The following is a 24,174-nucleotide window of genomic DNA, read 5'->3' on the forward strand; positions in this document are numbered from 1 at the left end:
GACTAGGAGCGCCGGCGCAGTAAGTATGCCGCTGCAGTTGTGAGGATGGCTCCCGCAGCTACACCGCCCGCAGTCCATGCCCACACGGGCAGTGCCCCTCCGTCACTCGCAGGGCGCCCCGGCAAGGCGACCGCACTAAAGTCGGGCACGTCCGCAGGATCCCCGTAAGTCCCCGCACGCTCTAGCGTGGAGCCCTCAGGCCAGCCGCCGCCCACATCGCAGTTCATGCGATCCCTTGACGACGCACTGCTGCGCAGATCCATCGGCAGTGACCGTGCAGAAGCGGGCTCACCTTCGACTCGCTCGACCTCAGGTTCTGCAATGCCTCCCGCAGCGAATGAGCGTTCCAACACGCTGCTCAGCAGAAAGTTGCCGAGTCGCAAGCCGTCAAGTGCACGCACGAACGTTTCATCTGTGAGTGCGCCTGCGGGGTCGCGGCCTGCCTCGACTTCACGCTGGGCTGCGGCGAGCGCCTCATCCCATCGTGCAATGGACTGCGCATCGTAGCCCTCGAGCGCCCTAGTGACCTCACTCAGGTACTGGTCAGGCCGCGCGCAGGTCGCATACATGAGGCGCTTGAATGTTTGGGTCGCGTACTCGGTGGCCTCTTGTTCGGCAAACGCTGGATCAAGATAGGTCGCTGATGCCCCAGCCGTGAGGTATCGGTGTTGGCTCAGTTCGATCGGCAGTTCGGTCGTGCCGATCGAAATGGGAATGTAGGGCGCGGTCGCTGCAGCCGTCGGAGCAACCCACAACGTAGTGAGCGACGGGTCGGGCAGATCGTCGCGTAACTGCGCCACGTGACCGTAACCTGATCGATCATCCGACCAGCGCGGGTCGCGCACGATCCGCATGACGTCCTCGAGCTTCGCGGGAGCGAGCTGCGCGAACTCCGCCTCCAGGGATACGGGGTGCCGGTATGGCGCTGGGTCTTGCGCGTCGGCCACGTCTCCGATGTCGAAGGCTTCGGTGGGAAATGGCTCTTGGTAAACAGTTTGCAGGTTAAAGCTCGCGTCTGTGCTCGGGTCGTACCATCCCTGCTGTTGCGCAAACGAGACCAGATTCGCTGATCCTAAGAAGTCTGGGTCGTTGCCCGAGACCGCGGCCACGGGAAACTCGTGAATGTATCCCGGGTACGATACGCGCACTTCGTCTGCCCCGAGGCGTTCCGCCGCCCACAGCCCCTGACCACCCGCGTACTCGATGAATACCCAGCCCTCATTTTCATCTGCGAACAGGTGGGAATTTCCGCCGTAGGTTGTATAGCCGTATTCATCGATCAGTTCGCCGAGGATCTCCACGGCCTCCCTGGCGCTGCCCGCGCGCTCCATCGCGATGCGCGACAGATCGGAGTACTGCGGGCCCGACTGATCTTGGGGTGTCATCTCGAGGAGCTCGGCGCGCGAGTTCGACCATACGTCGCGCGCTGCCACGTTCTTTTCGTTGAGTCCGCCATTAGTCAAGGGTGCAGGCAGTCCCGTGAACTCTGAATAGTTCGAGGTGATGTAGCGATACGTGTGCGGTACCTGGGGTATGGTGCTCAGCTGCCCGGGCATGTCGGCTTCGGCCGTCGCCCCCACGGTGATCTCGGCCCCCTCGGGGTGTTCCTGGGCTGGTACGACCTCGACCCAGTGGCTCGAGGGCTCGTGGCCGAATCCGCCGAGCATCGGGTACCCGTCCTCGGTTAGATTCTTGCCAACATACACGGCAAAGGATTTGTCTGGCTCATCAAAGACGGGCGCTACGGCGGCGCCTCCTTGTCCCGATGCGATGCCTGCGACTGTCTGGGGCAAGCTGGGGGTGGCGTGCGCGGCTGACGTGGCTGCCCCCGTTGCCATGAGCCCCACGCAGACGGCAGTCGCGACTACTCTCGTGCTGAATTTCACTGTCGAGGTGTGAAACGAAATCGTGTGTCTCCTTAGTATTGACGGCCACCGTGCACGCGGGCAAGACACGCTCACCCCTGAGTGATTTACGCGATTGGTGTAGCCAAATAGCGAGTGTAGGAGACGCATTTTTCCTTTGGCAAACCGGCCAGGACGCCGATATTTCGCGCGCATACACGTGTCACACCCGCGCTAATGAGTCAACCTTCCTGTCTCAATTCGCCACGAACCTCTGGCTGACTGCCGTCGTTTGTGTAGAGCCACCCAGCAGTCTCGGCAGGCTCGGCGCTACTCGTGAGCGGCCCGAGCCGCCATTCGGTCGACGGCAAGACGAAGCGCGCGATCCGGATCGACGCCCGCCGCGTTCGCCCGCGTCACGAGCGCGAGCATGGCGTCGCCAATGCCAAGCTCAGCAAGCCGAAGCTCATCGGGGCCGATTACGGCCATGAACGGGTCTTCGTGGTGCCCTTCGAGTGCACTGGGATCGATCAGACGCGCCCGCTTGAGGCGTTCCACGACCTTCGCGGCGCGCGCGAGCGAGGGCATACCGGCCGGCACCCCCTCGAGGGGGCTGCGTGAGCCTCGCGCTTCACCGGCCGCATCTTCTTTGAGGCGCTCCCACTCGGCCTCGAGCTCGTCGAGCGACATATACCCGCGGTCGCCAAACACGTGGGGGTGGCGGGCGATGAGTTTCTCGTTCAGGGCCGTCGCGACCGAATCGAGGTCGTACCCTTCGCCGTCACGCTCCGCGATTGCGGCGTGAAAAAACACTTGGTAGAGCACGTCGCCCAGCTCGGAACGCACTTCGTGGGCGGGGAGGCCACGCTCGATCGCGTCGATAAGCTCAGCGGTCTCTTCGACCAGGTAGGGCGTCAGGGTCTCGTGCGTTTGCGCTTCGTGCCAGGCGCAGCCACCCGGCGATACCATCGTGCGCACAGTGTCGCGCAGAGCACGCAGCGGGTCTGATGTTTGCTGGCCAGAGCCGTGCTTCGCGCACTGCTGTGAGTCGTGTGGTCGGTCTGTACTTCGATGTTCAGTCGCCATACAAAAACACTAGCCGGTACCCGGGCTGTTAGCCTTGATACGCACACCCAGATCTCAGACAGCGCGGTTACACGCGCGCAAGGAGTCCTCTTACCCATGTCAGTTGGCAAGACCACCACCAAGTTCGCAGGCGTTCTTTGCGCTGCGGCCCTCGCTTTCACCCTCTCGGCTTGCTCGGGCGGCCAGAGCGTAGCAGAAGCTTGCAAGATCGCAGAAGAGACCGTGTCAGAAGCGCAGAGCGACATGCAATCTGCCATGACTGAAGCGATGACCGGCGAAGGCGACTTCGGCGAGCTATTCTCAGGCGTCAACGACGCCCTCGTCAAGGCAGAAAAGCAGGTGAACAACGCCGAGGTCTCGCAGGCGCTCAAGGACATCACCGCAGACTTCGGCGAAGTACGCGACGTGTTCAAAGACTTCAAGATGCCCGACATGACCGATTTCGATTACAGCGATCCCGAAGCAATGGCAGATTTCGAAGAAATCTCTGCAGAGCTCGAGGCGAAGAGCGGCGAGCTCGAGGCGATCTCTTCGAAGCTTGAGAAGTCGAGCGCCAAGCTGCAGGAGCTCTGCACCCTCTAGACGAGATGCGGCGCCCACCGGGCACACGCTAGGTACTCTTCTAGCGCCCACATGCGCTGACGAGAAATCGCTCATAGGCGCTGAAGAGACGGTGTTGAAAGGACGAGCACCCACGATAAGTACGTATTTATCGTGGGTGCTCGTCCTTTGGGTGGCCGTTCGTGCCGCTACACGTCTTCTTCGAGCAGCGTCGCGAACACGCGACCCGTCCAAGCCGCAATATCGCCCTCGTCGCCCACTAATTTTTGGCCGACGCCCGCAAGCGGACTACGCGACGACGCCGTGCCCCCCGGCAGCGGTACCTTGAGCGTCTGCGTCGCCTCAGCGTAGGTCGCACCGGGGAACATGCGCTTCATGCGCATGCGTCTGGAGTCTGCCAGCTGCACCGGCTCAATTCGCAGCACGGTGCCAGCCGCGACAACCTTCGCGAGGCCGAGTCGCGCTGCCCGGCGCCGCAACCGCGACACTGATGCGAGACGTTCAACCTCGACGGGAGGCGCACCGTAGCGGTCATTCAACTCCTCAAGCACGAGCGCCACATGGTCTTCGGGCGCTTGCGGGTGCGAAGCCGCCGAGAACTTCTGGTACGCCTCAAGGCGCAACCGCTCACTCTCGACATATTCCTCGGGAATGTGCGCATCGACCGGCAACTCGAGCACCAGTTCAACCGGCCCCGACTGTTCCTCACCCTTAAACGTGTTGACCGCCTCGCCGATCATGCGCAGGTACAGGTCGAACCCGACGCCTGCGATGTGCCCCGACTGTTCGCCGCCGAGCAGGTTACCCGCCCCGCGAAGTTCGAGGTCCTTGAGCGCCACCTGCATACCCGAGCCGAGTTCGTTGTTGGTCGCCAGGGTGTCGAGCCGCTCGTGTGCGTGCTCGGTGAGCGGCTTCTCGGGGTCGTACAGGAAGTAGGCGTAGGCGCGCTCGCGGCTACGCCCCACACGCCCGCGCAGCTGGTGTAGCTGACTCAGACCGTACTTATCTGCAGCGTCGATGATGATCGTGTTCGCGTTCGCGATATCGAGGCCCGTCTCGATGATGGTCGTCGAAACGAGCACATCGTACTTACGCTCCCAAAAGTCTTGCACCACCTGTTCGAGCTGGTGCTCACCGAGCTTGCCGTGCGCGACTGCCACGCGTGCATCGGGCACCAATTCTGCAATCTGTGCCGCGACACGGCTAATCGAGCTCACGCGGTTGTGCACGAAGAACACCTGGCCCTCGCGCAGCATCTCGCGCCTGATCGCCGCGGCGATCTGCCGGTCGCTGCGTGGCCCCACAAACGTGAGAATCGGGTGGCGGTCTTCTGGCGCCGTCGCAAGCGTCGACATCTCGCGAATACCGGTGACCGCCATTTCAAGCGTACGCGGAATCGGCGTCGCACTCATCGCCAAAATGTCGACGTTCGTTTTGAGCTTCTTCAACGCGTCTTTGTGTTCAACACCAAACCGCTGCTCCTCGTCGATAATGACAAGTCCCACGTCCTTGTACAAGACACTCTCAGAGAGCAGACGGTGCGTACCAATCACCATGTCGACGGTGCCGGCCGCGAGACCCTCGATCGTCTCGCGGGATTCTTTGTCGGTCTGAAACCGGCTGAGCGGTCGCACATTGACAGGGAACCCTGCAAAACGCGCCTGGAACGTTTCGAGGTGCTGAGTGACAAGTAGCGTGGTGGGCACGAGCATCGCAACCTGTTTGCCGTCTTGAATAGCCTTAAACGCTGCCCTCACCGCCACCTCGGTCTTGCCAAAGCCGACGTCGCCCGCGACCAACCGGTCCATGGGCACCTGCCGCTCCATGTCGCGCTTCACCTCGTCGATCGTGGTGAGCTGATCAACGGTCTCGGCGTACGCGAACGCTTCTTCAAGCTCGTGCTGCCACGGGGTGTCTGGCGAGAAGGCATGCCCCTTCGACGCGACACGCGCCGAATACAGCTTGACCAGCTCAACAGCGATGTCGCGCACCGCCTTGCGCGCCTTCTTTTTTGCGTTTGCCCAATCGTTACCGCCCATCTTGGACAGGGCGGGCGCTTCACCACCGACGTAACGCGAGAGCTGGTCGAGCTGATCGGTGGGCACGTAGAGTTTGTCGCGGGGCATGCCACGCTTCGTCGAGGCGTACTCGAGCACCAGGTACTCGCGCAGAGCTTTCGTGGCGTCGCGGCCGATGCCCGTGGGCACCATGCGCTGCGTCAGTTCGACGAAGCGCCCGATGCCGTGAGTCTCGTGCACCACGAAATCACCGGCGACGAGCTTCAGCGGGTCGACGACGTTCTTGCCTCGGCGACGGGCGAGCTTCTGACCGCTGGCCGCCTGCGCGCTGACCGCGCGCCCAAAAAACTCAGACTCAGTGGCGACGATGAGTTTCGCCTCGGCGCTTTCAAACCCGGCTGGTGCATGACCCACCGTGAGGTAGATCACCCCGGGTTCAAGGTCAGCCGACGTCGCCGGCAGGTCCTCGACCAGGCGCGCCGCAGCTCCTGCCTCGGCGAGTAGATCACGCGCGCGCTCGACGAGACCGGTGCCCTGGGCGGTAATGACCGCTCCCCAACCAGCTTTCAGCCTCTCGCTGATGACGCGTAGCGCGGCACCCGTCGGATCACTGTCAGCTTGACCCTTAGGAAATGCGCCGCCCGCGACCGTGATCGTGCGCACGCTAAACGTGTCTTCTTCGGGAAGCCCCGCCCCCTCGTCGTGCACAAAACTCGAGACCGTCCACCACGGGCGATCCGGCGAAGCATCTTGCAGCTCGGTGATCGTGAGCATGCCGTTGTCGCCCGTGGGCAGCGGTGCATCGGCGCCCGCCGTCGCCGCGTACCACGCGGCCTCAAGAAACTCACGGTTCGTCTCGGCGAGGCTCACAGCACGCCCGGCAACGCGCTCGGGCGATGCCACGAGCACCGCGCCGCCCGGCGGCATGAGCGCCGTAAGCGGCTGCAAACCGGGCACCAGCTGCGGAATCAGGCTCTCCATCCCCTCTACCGCGATGCCTTCACCGAGCTTCTCGAGCATGCCGCCGAGAGCCGGATACTTCGGCAGTAGCTCGCTGGCCCGCGCGCGCACCTCATCCGTGAGCAGCAGCTCACGTGCCGGCCACAGCTCGATAGCGTCGACAGCCTCGCCGGCGCTGCGCTGATCAGACACCGCAAAACGCCGAATCTGGTCCACTTCATCACCGAAGAAATCGACGCGCGATGCCTGCGATGCCTCGGGGGGAAACACATCGAGAATGCCACCGCGCACCGCAAACTCGCCGCGCCTGGTCACCATATCGACGCGCGTGTATGCGCGCTCGATCAGTGCCCGGGCGATGGCCGCGGGGCCGGATCCGGATCCAAGCTGCGGCACCTCGCCCGCTCGTAAAACGAGCGGGGCGGCATAGGCGACCTGGGGTGACACGGGCTGCAGCGCCGCCCGCACCGATGCGACGACAATGAGCGGCGTCTGGCCGTCGTGCTCACGGATCGTGCGCAGCGCCTTCGCGCGCCGACCCACCGTCTCTGGGCTGGGGCTCAGCCGCTCGTGCGGCAGCGTCTCCCAGGCCGTGAACTCGCACGTCACTGCCTCTGGCATGACCGAGCCGAGCGCGTGGCGCAGCCCATCGGCTTCGCGGCTCGTCGCCGCGATCACGAGCAGGGCGCCGGTGTCGCCGCTTGCGCGACGGCGACGCATAAGGCCCGCAATGAGGGGCGCACGCATACCCTCGCTCGCAGAAAACTCGGCGTTGCGCCCCGCCGTGTCAAGGGCGCGTGCAAAGGACGCCGAGCTCTCGAGGAGGCCGTCGAGACCGCGCAGACTCACTGCGCCGCCCGCCCGTGAAAGCGCTGCTGCGCGGCGAGCAGCCCGTCTTCGACGAGCGCTTCGCAGGCATCGGCCGCGTCTTCGAGCAGCACGGGCAGATCCTTGCGTTCGGCCCCTGAGAAGGGTGCGAGCACGAAATCGGCAGGATCCTGGCGCCCGGGCGGGCGCCCCACCCCCACGCGCACACGCAAGAATTGGGGGGTGTCGAGCGCTTTCGCGATGTCGCGCAGACCGTTGTGGCCGCCGTGGCCGCCGCCCTGTTTCAGCTTCAGCGCATCAAACGGCAGGTCGAGTTCATCGTGCACGACGATGACGTGATCGGGGGCAACGCCAAAGTACTTACACAGCGCAGATACCGGGCCGCCCGACGTGTTCATGTAGCCGTTTGATTTGGCGAGAATGAGTTTTGGGCCGCCGGGCCGCAGCCAACCTTCAGCAATTCGAGAGCCCGTCTTGCCGTGCGGGGCGAACTTTGCGCCCATCCGGCTAGCCAGCACATCGAGGGCCATCTGCCCCACGTTGTGCCTGGTCGCCTCGTACTTGGGGCCCGGGTTTCCGAGCCCTACGATGAGCCAGCTGTCTTGCGACACGCGCTCCCCTTCCTGCTTACTGCGTAGCTTGTTACGACGCCAGAACAATTATCTCGTTTCCTTCGCCTCACGTGTGCGTGCTGAGGCACCATAGCGAAAGGCCCGCCGGTGTGGGGTTCCACACCGGCGGGCCAATACGCGTGAGTCGTCGAGCTTACTCGGCAGCCTCTTCGGTCTCTTCTGCTGCGCCGCGGGGGCCAGCGATCTTCACGACGAGCTGGTCCTCAGCGTCGATGACGACCGCGCCCTCGGGCAGGGTGACATCGCGCACGAGAATGTGGGTGTCTGCGGTGAGGCCGGTCACGTCGACAACAACGTTATCGGGGATCGCGGTGGCGGGAACGCTCAGGCGCAGAGTGTTGAGCTCCTGCAGCGCGTTGGTGCCCGAGAAAGGCTCGCCGGTCATGTGCAGGGGCACCTCAACCTCGACCATTTCGCCCTGCTTCACGATCAGCAGGTCAACGTGCTCGATGATCTGGGGAACGGGATCCTTCTGAACATCCTTCACCAGTACGAGGTGCTTCTCACCGTTCAGGTCGACCTCGATGAGGGCGTTAGCCTGGCGGATGATGAGGCTCAGCGGGTGGGTCTCAACCGTGATGTGCAGGGGGGCGGTGCCGTGGCCGTACACGACTGCGGGGGTGTGGCCTGCAGCGCGGAGCTTGCGGGCTGCGCCCTTGCCGAAGTTTTCACGGGCAGTTGCAACAAGCTGGTAATCAGCCATGGTGATCTCCTATGCGGGCTTTCGCCCAATGAGGGCGGGCTAGCCGCCGGGATTGGTGTCTCGCACTCGCGTCAATAACGCAGCAAGATGGCCCGCTGAGGCAGTCCGTCCCGCGTCGATAACGGGCGCATGCGCCCCTCGCCGAAGTACAAAGGTCTACTTTAGCAGAAAAGGGCCCTGGGATTTCTCCCAGAGCCCTCATTCACGAGCGCAGTTTACGCTGCGCCCTCGAACATGCTCGTCACCGAGCCGTCTTCGAAGACCTCGTGAATCGCCTTCGCCAAGAGCGGCGCGATGGGTAGCACTGTGAGCTTCTCGAAACGCTTCTCGGGACCCACGGGCAGCGTGTCGGTCACAACGACCTGATCAATGAAGTCCTGTGAGAGGTACTCAGTCGCCTTACCCGAGAAAATCGCGTGGGTCGCGGCGATCGTCACGCCACGAGCGCCAGCAGCCTTGAGTGCTTCTGCCGCCTTGGTGATCGTGCCACCCGTGTCGATCATGTCGTCGACCATGAGGCACCAGCGATCCTTCACGTCACCAACGATGCCGTGAACAGAAGCCTGGTTCGCGACCGAAGGATCACGACGCTTGTGAATGATAGCGAGGGGAGCTCCGAGACGGTCACTCCACACGTCAGCGACGCGCACACGCCCCATGTCGGGCGACACAACCGTGAGGTCGTCACGGTTGAGATGCTCTTCAAAGTGCTTGATCAGCACGGGCATCGCAAAGAGGTGATCGAGCGGGCCATCGAAGAAACCCTGAATCTGCGGTGCGTGCAGATCGACCGACATGATGCGGTCGGCGCCCGCGGTCTTGAAGAGGTCTGCGACGAGGCGCGCCGAGATGGGTTCGCGGCCGCGACCCTTCTTGTCCTGACGCGAGTAGGGGTAGAACGGCGCCACAACGGTGATGCGTTTTGCCGAGGCACGCTTGAGCGCGTCCACCATGATGAGGTGCTCCATGAGCCACTCGTTGATGGGGTCAGTGTGTGACTGAATCACGAAAGCGTCGGCACCGCGCACGCTCTCATCGAAGCGCGCGTACAGCTCACCGTTCGCGAACGTGCGCGCGTCGGTGGGAACGAGCTCGGCGCCAAGCTCGGCTGCCACCTGCTCTGCGAGCTCGGGGTATGCCCGGCCCGTAATCAAGACGAGCTTCTTCTGCCCCGCCATCTCGATCTGGCTCATCAGTGCTGGTTCTCCATCCTATGGCTATTCGCCGTGCTCACGCGCTGTTTTCGAATGCTGCGCCGCTTCTGCGGTGCTGGTTCCCGGCCTGTTCTCGGCAACCCATCCCTCGATATTGCGCTGGGGAGCAACATTTAGCGCCAGCGAACCCGAGGGAACATCTTTACGCACTACGGTCCCTGCGGCCGTGTACGAACCATCTTCAATCGTAACCGGTGCGATCAGCACGTTCTTTGAGCCGATCCGCACCGCGTCACCCACGGTGGCGTGATGCTTATTCACGCCGTCGTAGTTCGCGAAGATGGTGCCAGCGCCCACATTGGTGCCGGATCCGATTGTGGCGTCGCCGACGTAGCTGAGGTGGGGCACCTTGCTCGCGTCGCCGATGGTGGTGTTCTTAGTCTCGACGTACGCACCGATCTTGCCATCACAACCAAGCTCAGTTCCCGGGCGAATGTACGCGAATGGGCCCACGTCTGACCGCGCACCGAACACTGCAAGCGTGGCTTCACTGCGCCTAATGTGCGCGTCTTGGCCCACTTCGCAGTCCACGAGAGTCGTGTCGGGGCCGATCACGGCACCGCTCGAAATCGAGGTCGCTCCCTGCAAAAACGTGCCGGGCAAAATCTCAACGTCGGGTTCGATCGACACATCGGAGTCGATCCAGGTCGTAGCGGGGTCTTGAATGGTCACCCCGCCGCGCTGATGCTCGCGCACGATGCGCGCATTCAGTTCTCGGCCCGCGGCAGCCAGCTGCGCGCGGTCATTCACCCCGGCAATAATCCAGGGATCGTCGGTGGCGACGGCTTCTACCGCCCCGCCGGTGGCGAGAATTCGCGCGGCCGCATCGGTGAGGTACTTTTCACCCTGTGCATTGTTCGTGTCGATTTTCGCGAGCGCGTCTTGGAGTGCCCGGCGGGCGAAGACATACACGCCACCGTTAATTTCGGTGATACGCCGCTCGCTGTCGCTCGCGTCTTTTTCTTCAACAATTCCCGTTACGGCCCCCGTGGCGTCGCGCAAGATGCGACCAAGACCGGTGGGGTTATCGAAGATCGCAGAGAGCATCGTCATCGCGCGATTGCCGTCGACGTGCCCGCGCAGCAGTCGTTCAAGGGTGGCCTGGTCGATGAGTGGCACGTCGCCTGACAGCACCACAACTGAGCCGTCGAAGTCGGTGGGAAGCGCGCTGAGCGCCTGCTCAACGGCGCGGCCGGTGCCGGGAACTTCGTCTTGATCGACGATCGCCGTAGCGGGGGCGTGGTCAAGGATGGCTGCGGCAACGCGATCGCGGTCGTGTCGCACCACCGCGATGATCTGTGTCGGCGCGAGCGCCGCCGCACTGTCAAGCACGTGGGCGATGAGTGAACGCCCACCGATGCGGTGCAACACCTTGGGCAGCGAAGACTTCATGCGAGTGCCCTGGCCTGCAGCGAGAATGATGACCGCGAGTGAACGATCTGTCATGGCGTGTTCCCTTCCCACCCGCCGCATGAACGCGACGTTTGCTCCGCCCCCAGGACTCGAACCTGGACCTAACAGCTCCAAAGGCTGTCGTGCTGCCATTACACCAAGGCGGACCGCGCCGAAGATCGGCACCCGTATAGTCTGCCAGATTCTTTCGGCGTTTCTGCACAACCGCCGAGAATCGCGCGTCGCAGTTGCCATAATGGACGAATGAAGCATGAGGACGAGGTCGATCAGATCATCGCAGCCTGGAGCGCGGCCAGACCAGATCTGGACCTCGCACCGCTATCGATTTTTTCGCGTTTGTGGCGCATCGCGAAACACGTCGACCGGGCCAGAGCCCACGCCTTTGAGCGCTCGGGCCTCACGCTGTGGGAGTTTGACGTACTCGCTGTGCTTCGGCGTGGCGGCGCCCCGTTTCGACAGAGCCCCAAGGTACTGGTTCAGCAAACAATGGTCTCGAGCGGCACCATGACAAACCGCATCGACCGCATGGTCGACCGTGAATTGGTGCGCAGACTCACCGACCCCAATGACGGTCGCGGCGTACTCGTCGAGATGACGCCGCTCGGCCTCACACTCGTCGATGCGGCGATGACGCGCCTCAGTGACGCCGAGGAGCGGTTGCTGGGCGGGCTCCCCCGCTCCGAGCGCGAACGCCTCGGCGTGTTGCTGCGCAGGCTCGCACTGAGCGTCGAACGCTTCGAACCGGTGGTCGAGGGGCCTGATGACCCCTCGTCCACGGCTTGAACAGGATCCTGCTAGAGGCTGTCCCCGGGAAGCCCCGGGGCCTTCGCGGGCTGAACCCGCATTGATCCGGCGCTTTCAAACGCGGCCGCAAAGCTGAGCAGCGCCGGGTCTTGATAGGCGCGGCCCGCGAAGGTGAGGCCGACGGGCACACCGATGTCACGCATGAGCCCCATTGGCACCGTGATCGAGGGGATCCCGAGGTGCCTCAGCGCATAGTTGCCGTTCGAGAAGAACACACCGTTAGCCCACGCGCGGTCGGCTGCGGCGAGGTCGCGCTCGGCGTTCTCGGCGCCCACGTCGGCGTTGGCCGGAAACACGATGGCGTCGTAGCCCTCGGCGTCAAGCCACTGTTCGAAGAGCTCCTCGCGCAGCTGCACAAGCGCCCTGAGTCCCGCCGCAAAGTCATCGCGCTCTCGAGGGTCTGGAATGCCCGCCTGGGCCATCGCAACGGTCGCGCGGTAGCGGTTCTCGTAGTCCTCGACCTCCTCGTAGCGGTCGGGCAGTGTGCCGGGCGGCTGTGGGAAGATCTGGTCGGGGTCAACCATCCCCAGATTGGGCGTTTCGGGGTCACCGTTCGCCCGCAAGAAGTCGTCCCACCCAAACGCGAGAATGTGGTTGAATTCCGTGTCCATCCACCCCTCGGGTAGCACCCCGAGGGCCGCGACGTTCTCTTGCCCCGGGCGATCACCCTCGTACTGTTCGATGAGCGGAAAATCGGTGACGATTACTTCGGCGCCCAGCGCCTCGAGGCGCGCACGTGCCGCCGCGAACCGTTCAAGCACCGACGCGCGCACCTCGATCGGAAACGCCGGATCCTCCCCCAGGTACATGCGCGGCACCGCGAATCTCTTACCAGCGAGCACCGCTGGCTCATCGAGCGAGAGGTAGCTTTCTGGCCGGTGCTCACTTGGCTTGGGCAGTGTGACCACCTGCTGGTGGCGCCAGAAGTCACCGCGCGTTATCGCGTCGTCTGCGACGAGCACGTCGAGCAAGCGCAGCATGTCGCGCATGCTGCGGGTGTGCGGCACGACGACGTCGCGCGCCGGAAACAGCGGCCAGTTACCACGAATGCTCAGCACACCCCAGCTTGGCGTATAGGCGCAGAGGCCAGTGTTTGAAGCCGGGCTGCGCCCCGACGAGACGGTTTCTTCGCCCATCCCAAAGACGGCAAGGTTGGCGGCCGTCGAAACACCCGATCCGTTCGATGACCCCGACGCGTACGCGGCGGCGAGGTAGTCACGGTTGTAGGGGTTCTCTGCGCGGCCGTACACGCCGCGCTGCATACCCCCGTCGGCCATGGGCGGCATGTTGGTTTTACCGATGAGCACGGCACCGGCCTCAAGTAGCCGCGCCACCGAGAAAGCATCCCACTGCGCCACCAGGTGCTCGAACGCGGGCGAGCCCGCGGCCACTGTGAGTCCGCGCACCATGTACGAGTCCTTCACGGTGAAGGGCACTCCCTCGAGCGGGCGCGCCTCGCCGGCCCGCCAGCGCCTGTCGGACTCGTCGGCCTGTGCGAGCGCGTCTGGGTTCGACACTACGATCGAATGCAGCCCCTGCGGGCCTGCGTCGTAGGCTGCTGCCCGCGCGAGGTATCGCTCGGTGAGCCACCTGCTCGTGATGCGCCCGTCGCGAAGCGCGGCCAGCACGTCCTCGATACTGGCCTCGATCAGGTCAAAACCTCTGGTGTGGTGTTCCATATCGTTCCTCGCTTCTGCTTGGCTACTTTCGAACCACGCCCGGCGCGGCTTTTGTCGCTGCGCCGGATCGCGTATCCTGAAAACAGTTTCAGTTTAGTGCGCGTTCTTGTCAAGCGGGGCGCGCCCGCACGCACAAGAAGACGCACACGACAGCTAAGGACCCACGATGACTGATGACGCCCGCACACGCATTCTCGATGCGTGTGAGCGCACAATCGCAGAGGCAGGCCTGCGTGGGTTTCGCATGACAGCCGTCGCGCGCGAGGCAGACGTGTCGATCGGACTGCTCGCATATCACTTTGGCGACCGCGATGGGCTACTCCAAGCAGCCCTCGACAGGGTCAACGAGGGCACAGCGTTGCGCGCCGCGCACACGATTGACCGCGATGCGGGAGCGACACCGCTCGCTGAGCTTGAGGCGCTCTTGTGCTCAGAGTTTGGCGAAGACGCCCACGTGCGGGCCGGCTCGATCGTATGGAACGAGTTGCGTGCGGCAGCGGTTTTCACCCCCGGCCAGGCCAAGGCGCTCAGTCATTCGACGACTGCATGGCAGCAGGCCGTCGAACGACTGGTCTCACGGGCCATCCCTGGAGCAGACACAGCCGTGACCGCCCTTCTTCTGACATCACTCGTCGAGGGTCTCTCGGGCAGGTGGCTGACGGGCCAAATCGATGCGGCTCGAGCAAGCGAAGCGATTCGCGCAGCCCTCGCAGCGATCACCGAAGCACCACCGTTGCACGAGCGTTTAGAGCACTTTGGTATGTAACGCGAAAATCGCGGCCTACAATTGACCGGTACGCCTGCGGCCACCGAGCCCCGGGCAGACTCGCCCGTGCTAGACCCAGCGCGGGAGTCAGTTGTCAAGCTCTCACACAGGAGTGAAGGATTTGTCGGAGAAAATTTCGGACGCCCCCACAGAAGAATTGCAGCGCGGCCTGTCAAACAGGCACCTGCAGCTCATTGCCATCGGCGGCGCCATCGGCACGGGGCTTTTTCTAGGTTCTGGCAAGATCATCAACCTCGCAGGCCCCTCAGCGCTGCTGGTATACGCGGTCATCGGCTGCATGATGTTCTTCTTGATGCGTGCGCTCGGTGAGCTGCTGCTCTCGAACCTCAACTACAAGACCTTCGGCGACATCGCCAAAGATCTGATCGGTCCGTGGGCCGGCTATTTCGTGTCTTGGACCTACTGGGTCACCTGGGTTGTGATCTGCGTGGCCGACATCATTGCGATCACCGGTTATGTCTCATACATCAACGCGTCCATTCCCAACTGGTTGCCTGCGCTCATCACCGCCGCAATTCTCACAGTGCTCAACCTGCAGCCCGTGAAATTCTTTGGTGAGTTCGAGTTTTGGTTTGCGATCATCAAGATTGTGGCGATTCTCGCGCTGATCGCCGTGGGCGTCGTACTCATCGCGATCGGGTTCGAGAACCCGACCACGCACACGCAGGCGTCCATTACGCACCTGTGGGACATGGGCGGCATGTTCCCCAACCAGCTCACCGGATTCCTCCTGGGCTTCCAGCTCGGCATCTTCTCGTTTATCGGCGTTGAGCTCGTGGGCACGGCCGCCGCCGAAACCAAGAACCCGCACAAGAACTTGCCGCGGGCGATCAACTCGATCGTCGTGCGCGTGCTCATTTTCTACATTGGTGCGCTCACCGTGATCATGGCGATTACCCCCTGGAACAAGCTCGACCCCGAAGCCAGCCCGTTTGTCACGACACTCGCTCTCGCAGGCTTTGGCGCGGCGGCGTTTGCGATCAACCTGGTCGTGCTCACCTCGGCCGCGTCAAGCGCCAACTCGGGCTTCTACTCGGGCACCCGCATGACCCACGCGCTATCGCAAGACGGCCACGCCCCTGCCAGCTTCTCTGTCACCGACAGCCGCGGCGTACCTCGTCGTGCCGTATTCTTCTCGGCTGTCTTCGTGTTCTCGGCCGTGCCGATTCTGCTCCTCGGGGACAACGTGCTGGCAGCGTTCACTATGGTCTCGTCGATCGCATCGACATTCATCTTGTTCATTTGGAGCATGATCGCGATCTCGTTCATCATGTACCTGCGCAAGTACCCCGAACGACACGCCAACTCGACATTCAAGACTCCCCTGGGCAAGATAGTGCCCTGGGCAGTGCTCGTCTTCTTCGTGTTCATCGCAGTCACCCTCGCCCTTGCGGAGGACACTCGTTTGCCGCTTATTTACGCGCCGATCTGGTTCGTGCTGCTCGCGGTAGCGTGGCAGTTCACCAAGCGCAGGCTGACTCGCGAAGGTAAGCCGCTCACCGCTGCGATCGCGCTGCCCGGCACCGGCGCAGACGCCGAGTTCGCGCCCTCGAAGGACGCATAGCGTCGACCGTACAAACACTGCAGCGCCCGGGTTTTCCCCGGGCGCTGCAGTGTTTTCTGTCGATGACGATGCACTACACGAACGCACCCACCCCGGTGATGTCGCGCCCAATAATGAGCGCCTGCACCGTCTCAGTTCCCTCGTAGGTGTGCAGCGCTTCGAGGTCGGCAAAGTGGCGCGCGACCCGGTTCTCAAGCAGGATTCCGTTGCCACCAAGCAGGTCGCGCGCATTGCGCGCCATGTCACGGGCGGTGCGGGTGGCGGTGTACTTGCCGAGCGAAGCGCCCGGACCCGCGAGTTCTCCCCGCTCATCTGCGCGGGTGAGGCCCATGAGTAGAGTCTGCAGCGACGTGAGCTGACTCAGCATTTCGGCGAGCCTGTTCTGCACGATCTGCGAGGCCGCGAGCTTACGCCCGAACTGCACACGCTGGCCAGCGTAGTTGACGGCGGTCTCGTAGACGGCATGGGCCTGCCCGAGAGCAGCCCAGGCCACTCCGAGTCGCGTGGCCTGCAACACGGCCGCCGTGTCTTTGAAGCTGTTTGCCCCTGGCATCTTGGCGCTCGCGGGCAGTTGCACCCCGTCAAACTCGATGTGCGCCTGCCAGATGCCCCGCAGCGACACTTTGCCTTCAATGGTGCGAGCGTTGTACCCGGTCGAGTCCTGCGGTACGACAAAGCCCTGCACTTGCCCGTCATCGCCCCGCGCCCACACCACCGCAAAGGCCCCGTTGCTCCCCGACCCAATCCATTTCTTATGGCCGTCGAGCACATAACCTCCGTCGACCTCGCGCGCCCGCGTTTCAAGGCTCACCGAGTCCGAGCCGTGCGTCGGCTCCGTGAGGGCGAAGGCACCAAGCTCCGTGCCCCGCGCGAGCGGCCCCTCCCAGCGCGCACGCTGTTCGGCAGATCCGCACTGATTGATCGAACGCAGCGCGAGGCCACCTTGCACGCCACCGATCGTGGCAATTGACCCGTCACCGCGCGCCAGCTCCATCGTCGTAAGGCACGCCGCGATGAGGCTTTGCTCGGGAAACCCCTCCACGCTCACTCCGTCACGCAGCAGGTCGAGGTCTCCCATTCGCCGGGCCAGGTCGACCGGATACTCGGCGCGGTCCCAAATACCCGCGATGACGGGGCGCACCTCTTCGCGCACGAACTGCTGCGCGCGCTCACGGTACGCGTTGTCTTCGCTCGAGAGCCCCCGAAATACCCCTGCGACATCGGCCTCGACGGGGGCCCACAGGTCGTACTCGGGCTCTGCGGTGCCCTGTGGGGTGGGGGCTGGTCTGCTGTTCGACATGGGGTTCCTCTCTGAAGCCTGTGTGACGCCACGGGGTCAACCACGTCACATCTCGAGCATGCCTGACACTGGGTGTCACGTCAACCTTGAAAGTCGCGCTGCGGCTGCGCAGTTCCGCGCAATTGCGGCAGACACGCCGCGTCGATCCCATGAAACGTAGTCCCAACCTGGCCGTTCCTGTGCTACCGTCACCATATGCCAGCACGCTCGTCCCGCGCCTCCACCACGTCCCCCGCACCCCCCGGCCCTGCCGCCGCAGTGCGCTTGCTCGCTGCGCGCGGATATGACGCGACCACAGCAGAGGACCTGGCCGACGCCGTCGGCATGAGCCGCAGCACGTTTTTTCGCCGTTTCGGCAGCAAAGACGACGTGATCTTCGCTGACCACGATCTCGCCCTGGCAGGCCTTGAAGAGCACCTCGCTGCTACGCGTCTGGCCCCCGGTGAAGCGCTTATTGCTGGCACCTGTAATGTGTTGCGCCTACTGATTCGGGATCACGAGGCTGCCCGGTTGCGCTTCGACCTCGTGCGCCAGCACACCCAGCTCAAGGAACGTGAGCTGGTGATCACGCACCGGTACGAGCGCGTGTTTGCGCGCTACCTCCGTGCGCAGTTGCCCGCCGAGGCGCCCGACTGGGTGGCAGCGTCATTCGCGGCCCAGCTCGTCGCACTGCACAATCTCACCCTGCGCGACTGGCTGCGCGATGACGCCGTCGATGCTGCCACGACGCTTAAGGACCGGCTCCGCGAGGCTGCTGCGCTCTATCGCGAATGGCTCACGTCCCCGGCCTCCCCACGCACGCACGGCTCGCCCGCCAGCGGTACGGGGGCGCGCGTTGTGGTCGCCGCTTTCGACGCTGCGAGCACCCCCGAAGAGGTGCTCGCAGCGGTGACGATCCAGCTTGGTCTTAAGCAACCGGATCCGGATCGAATTTAGGCACGACCTGGACCTGTTTCGTGCGATCGAGCTCCTCTTCGTGTGCACGCCACTCTTGGTACCCTGGATCGCCCGCGAGCGCGGCCTCAATCTCGGCCTTCGTCGCCGTGAGTTTCGGGTCGAACTTCAGGTAGCTGCGCGTCTCGCGTGCAATCAGGCCAGACAGAATCAAGAGGCCCAGGAGGTTCGGGAGCGCCATGAGTCCGTTCATGACGTCTGAGAACGACCACACGACGGCCAGCTGGGTCGTGGCCCCCACGAAGACGACGAGCGAGAACACGACGCGGAAGGGCATCACCGCGCCCCGCCCAAATACGCGCTCCATGTTGCGTTCACCGTAGTACGACCAACCCAGGATCGTCGAGAACGCAAACATCGCGAGCCCGATGGTGACAACCCAGTGTCCCCAGTCGCCCGGAAGCCCCGCAGAGAACGCCTCACCCGTCATGAGCGCGGCAGACATCTGCTCTCCCGTCTCGGGATCGATGAGCTTGTACGCGCCGGTCGTCACGATCACGAGCCCCGTCATCGACACCACGATAATCGTGTCGATGAAGGTCTGGGTCATTGATACGAGCCCCTGACGCACAGGGTGGCTCGTCTGCGCTGCAGACGCTGCGATGGCGGCCGAGCCCATGCCCGATTCGTTCGAGAAAATACCGCGAGCAAACCCGTACTGCACGGCAATAATAAACACCGACCCAGCAAACCCGCCTGCCGCCGCGGTGCCCGTGAACGCGTCTTCAAAGATCGTGGCAAATGCCGCGGGCACCTCACTAATGTTCGTGAACAGAATGTAGAGCGCTGCCACAACATAGAACACGATCATGATCGGAACAAACGCCGATGTGACCTTGCCGATCGACTTAATCCCGCCCACCAATACGACCAGGGCGAGCACGGTCAGCACCACGCCGGTCACCCAGGTCGGCACGTTAAAGCTGTTCTCCATGTTGGCCGAGATCGAGTTGCTCTGCGTCATGTTGCCGATACCAAAGCACGCAAAGATCGTAAACACCGTAAACATCCACGCGAGCGTCTTGCCGAGCGGGCCCTTAATACCCTTTTCTAGGTAGTACTGCGGGCCGCCGTTGCGTTCACCCTTCTTGTCTGACTGGCGGTAGCGCACCCCAAGAAAAGCCTCGGCGTACTTCGAAGCCATACCGAGCAGGCCCGTGATCCACATCCAAAACAGTGCGCCCGGGCCGCCAATAGCGATCGCCGTGGCTACGCCCACGATATTGCCCGTGCCCACCGTGGCGGCGAGCGCGGTGGTGAGCGCCTGAAACTGAGAGATGTCGCCGCTCGCACCTGGATCCTTGCGACGAAACAGCCCCAGGCTGAGAGCAGCACCCAGCCGCAAAAACTGAATACCACCGAGCCGAATCGTGAGATAGAGCCCCGTAATAAACAACAGCGGGATGAGCACGAACGGGCCCCAGATGATGCCGCTGGCGGCGTCAAGGAACCCCTGAATGGAGTCGAGCATGTGGTGATGGCCTTTCGCGTCATTGCGGGAGCACTTGTCTTGAGCCATGCTAGCGACATTTGTGGCACGAATTGGCCCGGCACGCGCGCACTGCGCGTGTGCCGGGCCGCATGATCCGGATCTAGGTCTCTACGAAGCGCCGGGCCTAGTGCCCGCGCGCGATCCACTCATCGAGATTTGGCGCCTCGGTGCCGATGCTCGTTTCGTCGCCGTGCCCCGTGAACACGCGGGTGTCTGCGGGCAGGGTGAGTAGCTGGTCTCTGATCGACTCGATGATGGTCGGAAAGTCGCTGTAGGAGCGGCCGGTTGCGCCGGGGCCGCCGTGAAACAGCGTGTCACCGGTGAACACGACCCCAAGCGTTGGGGCATAGAACACGGTCGAGCCGGGCGAGTGCCCGGGCGTGTGGCGCGCCTCGAGCGTGATTCCGGCGACGGTGAACGTGTCACCCGCGTGAATCTCGGCGTCGGGGGCGACGTCGTGCACGGCGTCCCATAGCATGCGGTCGGCCGGGTTCAGGTACACGGGTGCGCCGAGCAGTGCCGCTGTTTCGCGCGCCGCGCGCACGTGATCATCGTGACCGTGCGTGAGCAAGATGGCGCGCACCGTGCGGCCCGCCACGGCACTCGCGACCTCGGCCGCGCTGTGGGCGGGGTCAATGACGATCACCTCGGCCTCGTCACCCACGATCCACACGTTGTTGTCGACGTCCCAGGTGCCGCCGTCAAGCGAGAATGTGCCACTCGTGACGAGGCGCTCGACGCCCTGCACGGCGCTCACAGCTCGACCACCGAACGCAGTACGTTACCCGTTCCCATGCGTGCGAACGCGGCTTCGACGTCGCCTAGGCCGATGCGCTCGGTGACAAACCCCTCAAGGTCGATGCGACCGAGACGATACTGATCGATGAGCATCTGAAAGTCGCGGCTCGGTAGGCAGTCGCCGTACCAAGATGACTTCAGGGAGCCACCGCGGCCAAACACGTCGAGCAGGGGCAGTTCGAGTACCATCTCGGGGGTGGGCACGCCCACGAGCACCACCCGGCCCGCGAGGTCGCGCGCGTAGAAGGCCTGCTTGTAGGTTTCGGGGCGACCGACCGCGTCGACAACGAGGTCGGCACCATTTCCGCCGGTGAGCTCACGAATCGCTTCGACCGCGTCAACGGACTTCGAGTTGACCGTGTGGGTCGCGCCAAATCGCTTCGCCTGCGCAAGTTTCTCGTCGTCGATATCGACGGCGATGATTGTCGTGGCGCCCGCGAGCTGCGCGCCCGCGATTGCGGCCGTCCCCACACCGCCGCAGCCGATCACGGCCACGGACTCACCGCGCTTCGCTTCGCCCGTGTTAATCGTGGCGCCGATGCCCGCCATGATGCCGCAGCCGAGCAGCCCCACGGCCGCCGCGTCTGACTCTTCGTCGATCTTGGTGCACTGGCCCGCCGCGACGAGCGTCTTCTCAACGAACGCGCCAATACCGAGTGCGGGTGACAGCACCGTGCCATCTTCGAGCGTCATCTGCTGCTTGGCGTTGTGCGTGTTGAAGCAGTACTGCGGCTGGCCCTTGGCGCAGGCGCGGCACTCGCCGCACACGGCACGCCAGTTGAGAATCACGCGGTCGCCCACCACTACGTTGGTGACGCCCTCGCCCACCGCGGCAACACGACCCGTCGCCTCGTGACCGAGTAGGTACGGAAACTCGTCGCCGATGCCGCCCTGCTGATAGTGCAGATCGGTGTGGCACACCCCGCAGGTGATGATGTCAACGACGGCTTCGCCCGGCCCCGGATCCGGCACCAGAATTGTCTCGATCGTGGGTGCTGCGTCCTTCGCACGCACCACGACTCCCTGCACCCGATAGACCATGTGTGTCCCTTTCGTCAGGCGCGGGCAGCTGCGCCCGGCGCACGTTCTTCCAGGCTATCGAGCCGGCCTCACAGTTGCCACCGGGCGGCGCCCGCGCGCCGCCCGCGGCGCTCGAGAGACCGAGCTGCCATAATCGAGACGATGAAAGCGCACGAGGTCGTTATGGCTTGGGTCACCGAGGAGCTTGCGAGCGGGCGGCTCCACATCGGTGATCACCTGCCCAGTGAGCGCGCCCTCGCCCAGACACTCGAGGTGTCGCGCAGCTCGCTGCGCGAAGCGATGCGGGTGCTCGAGGCGCTCGGCACGATTCAGACCTCGACCGGATCGGGCCCACGCGCGGGCACCATCATCACGGCCGCCCCCGAACAGGCGCTGTCGCTCGCGCTCAACCTGCAGCTCGCGACCAAGCACATCGGCCAGCGGCACATCTACGAGACGCGCCTGCTGCTCGAGACCTGGGCCGCCCGGCACGTAGAGCCCGGTCTGGGCGACTGGGCGCGCGCTGCCGAGCTGCTCGAGGCGATGGACGCACCGGACCTAACAGTCGATGCGTTTCTCACGCTCGATGCCGAGTTTCATACGCTGCTCTCGCACGCGGCCGATAACCCGCTCATCAGCTCGCTCATGGACGCGCTGCGGCGTGCGGTCGCCGATCACACGAGTGCCCTCGCGCGCTCGCTGCCCGATTGGCCGGTCACCTGCGCACGCCTGCGTGCTGAGCACCGTGAGATCCTGGCCGCTCTTCGCTCCGGATCGGGCTCGCGCGGTGCCGCGCTCTTGCGCAGCCACATCGAGGGTTACTTTCGCGAGACCACTGGCGGCCACGAAGGGTCGACGCAGTAACATGCGCCGCGCTTGACTCGACGCAGATATCGGGCATATTCTGTGGTCAGACCACATGGTTGGGCCACACTGTCGTGCGTGCGCCTGGCTCACCGCCCGAAAGGATCCGTTGTGAAGCGTCAGCTCCCCCGCCCCGCAGAGCTCTTGGAACTCATGCAGTTTAAGAAGCCCGAGCTCAGTGGCAAGAAGCGCCGATTGGACTCGGCGCTGACCATCGCTGATCTGCGCAAGGTGGCCAAGCGCCGCACACCAGCTGCAGCGTTTGACTACACCGATGGCGCGGCGGAGGGAGAGGTGTCTTTGGCGCGTGCCCGCCAGGCGTTTGAAGACATTGAGTGGCACCCCGACATTTTGCGCCCAGCCGAGCACGTAGATACGTCGTGCAAGGTGCTCGGCGGTTCGTCGGCGCTGCCGTTCGGTATCGCCCCGACCGGCTTTACCCGTCTCATGCAAACAGAGGGTGAGATCGCAGGGGCGGGCGCCGCCGGTGCCGCGGGTATTCCATTCACCCTTTCGACTCTCGGAACAACCTCGATCGAGGGCGTGAAGGCCGCCAACCCGGGCGGGCGCAATTGGTTTCAGTTGTATGTGATGCGACAGCGCGAAATCTCGTACGGGCTGGTGGAGCGCGCCGCCGCGGCAGGTTTCGACACGCTCATGTTTACGGTAGATACGCCTATCGCGGGATACCGCATGCGCGATACGCGCAACGGCTTCTCAATTCCGCCGCAGCTGACCCCGGGGGTCATCTTGAACGCCATTCCGCGGCCCTGGTGGTGGATCGATTTTCTCACGACCCCCAAGCTCGAGTTTGCTTCGCTCTCGTCGACGGGTGGCACCGTGGGTGAGCTGCTCAATTCGGCGATGGACCCGACGATATCGTATGAAGACCTCGATGTGATTCGTGAACTATGGCCCGGCAAGATCGTGGTGAAGGGCGTGCAGAACGTTGCAGACTCGGTAAAGCTCATCGACCGCGGAGTCGACGGCATCGTACTGTCAAACCACGGTGGTCGACAGCTAGACCGTGCCCCTGTGCCGTTTCACCTGCTGCCTGAGGTTGTGCGAGAGGTGGGACGCGACGCGACCGTGATGGTCGACACGGGCATCATGAACGGGGCCGACATTGTGGCAGCGACCGCCCTTGGAGCTAAGTTCTCGCTCATCGGACGCGCTTACCTGTACGGTCTGATGGCGGGCGGCCGGGCGGGAGTGGATCGCACGATCGCAATCTTGAAGAGCGAGATTGAACGCACCATGACCCTGCTCGGGGTTTCGTCGCTTGAGGAGCTCGAACCTCGTCATGTGACCCAGCTGCACCGCTTCGCCCGCGTGGGCGCTCAGGCCAGGGTCGACGCTCGCGCGTAACCCACCCGAACAACGAACGGGGTCGCGCGCCGCGCTCTTCCTGCATGAGCCACTCCATCCTGCGCGTACCACTCACTTACGTCATCCTGCGCAAAACGCCCACCCACGTCATCCTGTGCACACCACCCACCTACGTCACCCTGCGGGAGCTTTGCGACTCGCAGGATCCAGCCGCCTCTTTGTATCGGCCTGCGCACACCACCCACCCACGTCATCCTGATATGGAGATCGATTTGTCAAGTGGGCAGGGGAAAACGCCGCCAGACTGGCTGCCTAGCGGCGTTT

The 24,174-nt window shown here is 63.8% G+C and carries 20 protein-coding genes and 1 tRNA gene; 8 read left to right on the plus strand and 13 right to left on the minus strand.

Going from position 1 to position 24,174, the window contains the following annotated elements; genetic code table 11:
- Positions 1-2 precede the first annotated feature (2 nt).
- Positions 3-1,838: a C69 family dipeptidase gene (locus ACXR2T_RS14305; protein ID WP_458840108.1), complete on the minus strand. Its 1,836-nt coding sequence runs from the start codon at positions 1,836-1,838 to the stop codon at positions 3-5.
- A gap of 336 nt (positions 1,839-2,174) precedes the next feature.
- Positions 2,175-2,930: a MazG nucleotide pyrophosphohydrolase domain-containing protein gene (locus ACXR2T_RS14310; RefSeq protein WP_458816624.1), complete on the minus strand. Its 756-nt coding sequence runs from the start codon at positions 2,928-2,930 to the stop codon at positions 2,175-2,177.
- 96 nt (positions 2,931-3,026) lie between these two features.
- Between ACXR2T_RS14310 and ACXR2T_RS14315 the strand changes: the two genes are divergently transcribed.
- Positions 3,027-3,512 carry a hypothetical protein gene (locus ACXR2T_RS14315; protein WP_458816626.1) on the plus strand — a complete coding sequence of 162 codons (486 nt, stop codon included), beginning with the start codon at positions 3,027-3,029 and terminating at the stop codon, positions 3,510-3,512.
- A 167-nt stretch (positions 3,513-3,679) separates the two neighbouring features.
- Here ACXR2T_RS14315 and mfd read toward each other — a convergent pair whose 3' ends face one another.
- The 6 genes from mfd to ACXR2T_RS14345 all read right to left on the minus strand — a co-directional run bounded on the left by mfd (position 3,680) and on the right by ACXR2T_RS14345 (position 11,405).
- On the minus strand, positions 3,680-7,318 hold the full coding sequence (gene mfd, locus ACXR2T_RS14320; protein ID WP_458840110.1) for a transcription-repair coupling factor: 3,639 nt from the start codon (positions 7,316-7,318) through the stop codon (positions 3,680-3,682).
- Positions 7,315-7,908 (minus strand): aminoacyl-tRNA hydrolase, encoded by a 594-nt coding sequence (gene pth, locus ACXR2T_RS14325; protein ID WP_458840112.1) that lies wholly within the window; start codon positions 7,906-7,908, stop codon positions 7,315-7,317. Before pth ends, mfd begins: the two co-directional genes overlap by 4 nt.
- Before the next feature lie 154 nt (positions 7,909-8,062).
- Positions 8,063-8,632: a 50S ribosomal protein L25/general stress protein Ctc gene (locus tag ACXR2T_RS14330; RefSeq protein WP_458840114.1), complete on the minus strand. Its 570-nt coding sequence runs from the start codon at positions 8,630-8,632 to the stop codon at positions 8,063-8,065.
- A gap of 215 nt (positions 8,633-8,847) precedes the next feature.
- Complete coding sequence (locus ACXR2T_RS14335; protein WP_458816634.1) at positions 8,848-9,825, minus strand: ribose-phosphate diphosphokinase; 978 nt, start codon at positions 9,823-9,825, stop codon at positions 8,848-8,850.
- 24 nt (positions 9,826-9,849) lie between these two features.
- On the minus strand, positions 9,850-11,292 hold the full coding sequence (gene glmU, locus ACXR2T_RS14340; protein ID WP_458840115.1) for a bifunctional UDP-N-acetylglucosamine diphosphorylase/glucosamine-1-phosphate N-acetyltransferase GlmU: 1,443 nt from the start codon (positions 11,290-11,292) through the stop codon (positions 9,850-9,852).
- Positions 11,293-11,333: 41 nt separating this feature from the next.
- Positions 11,334-11,405 (minus strand) — tRNA-Gln (locus ACXR2T_RS14345).
- Positions 11,406-11,502: 97 nt separating this feature from the next.
- On the opposite strand from ACXR2T_RS14345, the gene ACXR2T_RS14350 reads away from it, so the two are divergent.
- Positions 11,503-12,042: a MarR family winged helix-turn-helix transcriptional regulator gene (locus ACXR2T_RS14350; protein WP_458816638.1), complete on the plus strand. Its 540-nt coding sequence runs from the start codon at positions 11,503-11,505 to the stop codon at positions 12,040-12,042.
- Between the two features lie 11 nt (positions 12,043-12,053).
- On the opposite strand, the gene ACXR2T_RS14355 is transcribed toward ACXR2T_RS14350, so the two are convergent.
- Positions 12,054-13,742, minus strand: coding sequence for an amidase (locus tag ACXR2T_RS14355; RefSeq protein ID WP_458840116.1), 1,689 nt, complete (start codon positions 13,740-13,742; stop codon positions 12,054-12,056).
- A gap of 166 nt (positions 13,743-13,908) precedes the next feature.
- Here ACXR2T_RS14355 and ACXR2T_RS14360 point away from each other — a divergent pair, with 166 nt between their 5' ends.
- Both ACXR2T_RS14360 and ACXR2T_RS14365 read left to right on the plus strand, forming a co-directional pair.
- Positions 13,909-14,508, plus strand: a complete 600-nt coding sequence (locus tag ACXR2T_RS14360; protein WP_458840117.1) for a TetR/AcrR family transcriptional regulator — start codon at positions 13,909-13,911, stop codon at positions 14,506-14,508.
- A 112-nt stretch (positions 14,509-14,620) separates the two neighbouring features.
- Positions 14,621-16,093: an amino acid permease gene (locus ACXR2T_RS14365; RefSeq protein ID WP_458840119.1), complete on the plus strand. Its 1,473-nt coding sequence runs from the start codon at positions 14,621-14,623 to the stop codon at positions 16,091-16,093.
- 73 nt (positions 16,094-16,166) lie between these two features.
- On the opposite strand, the gene ACXR2T_RS14370 is transcribed toward ACXR2T_RS14365, so the two are convergent.
- Complete coding sequence (locus tag ACXR2T_RS14370) at positions 16,167-17,393, minus strand: acyl-CoA dehydrogenase family protein (RefSeq protein ID WP_458840120.1); 1,227 nt, start codon at positions 17,391-17,393, stop codon at positions 16,167-16,169.
- A 195-nt stretch (positions 17,394-17,588) separates the two neighbouring features.
- On the opposite strand from ACXR2T_RS14370, the gene ACXR2T_RS14375 reads away from it, so the two are divergent.
- The gene (locus ACXR2T_RS14375) at positions 17,589-18,329 is read left to right on the plus strand and encodes a TetR/AcrR family transcriptional regulator (protein ID WP_458840121.1); all 741 of its coding nucleotides are present in this window, start codon (positions 17,589-17,591) and stop codon (positions 18,327-18,329) included.
- On the opposite strand, the gene ACXR2T_RS14380 is transcribed toward ACXR2T_RS14375, so the two are convergent.
- The 3 genes from ACXR2T_RS14380 to ACXR2T_RS14390 all read right to left on the minus strand — a co-directional run bounded on the left by ACXR2T_RS14380 (position 18,301) and on the right by ACXR2T_RS14390 (position 21,678).
- Positions 18,301-19,818 carry an alanine/glycine:cation symporter family protein gene (locus tag ACXR2T_RS14380; RefSeq protein WP_458840131.1) on the minus strand — a complete coding sequence of 506 codons (1,518 nt, stop codon included), beginning with the start codon at positions 19,816-19,818 and terminating at the stop codon, positions 18,301-18,303. The genes ACXR2T_RS14375 and ACXR2T_RS14380 overlap by 29 nt on opposite strands.
- 145 nt (positions 19,819-19,963) lie before the next feature.
- The gene (locus ACXR2T_RS14385) at positions 19,964-20,596 is read right to left on the minus strand and encodes an MBL fold metallo-hydrolase (RefSeq protein WP_458840123.1); all 633 of its coding nucleotides are present in this window, start codon (positions 20,594-20,596) and stop codon (positions 19,964-19,966) included.
- Positions 20,593-21,678: an S-(hydroxymethyl)mycothiol dehydrogenase gene (locus ACXR2T_RS14390; protein ID WP_458840125.1), complete on the minus strand. Its 1,086-nt coding sequence runs from the start codon at positions 21,676-21,678 to the stop codon at positions 20,593-20,595. Before ACXR2T_RS14390 ends, ACXR2T_RS14385 begins: the two co-directional genes overlap by 4 nt.
- Before the next feature lie 141 nt (positions 21,679-21,819).
- Between ACXR2T_RS14390 and ACXR2T_RS14395 the strand changes: the two genes are divergently transcribed.
- From ACXR2T_RS14395 to ACXR2T_RS14405, 3 genes are all read left to right on the plus strand, one after another.
- The gene (locus ACXR2T_RS14395) at positions 21,820-22,521 is read left to right on the plus strand and encodes a FadR/GntR family transcriptional regulator (RefSeq protein WP_458840127.1); all 702 of its coding nucleotides are present in this window, start codon (positions 21,820-21,822) and stop codon (positions 22,519-22,521) included.
- Between the two features lie 153 nt (positions 22,522-22,674).
- A complete protein-coding gene (locus tag ACXR2T_RS14400; protein ID WP_458840133.1) occupies positions 22,675-23,889 on the plus strand; it encodes an alpha-hydroxy acid oxidase in 1,215 nt (404 codons plus the stop codon).
- A 44-nt stretch (positions 23,890-23,933) separates the two neighbouring features.
- A partial coding sequence (locus ACXR2T_RS14405) for a hypothetical protein (protein WP_489945548.1) occupies positions 23,934-24,174 on the plus strand: 241 nt, incomplete at its 3' end.

The organism is Leucobacter faecis, from assembly GCF_054456635.2.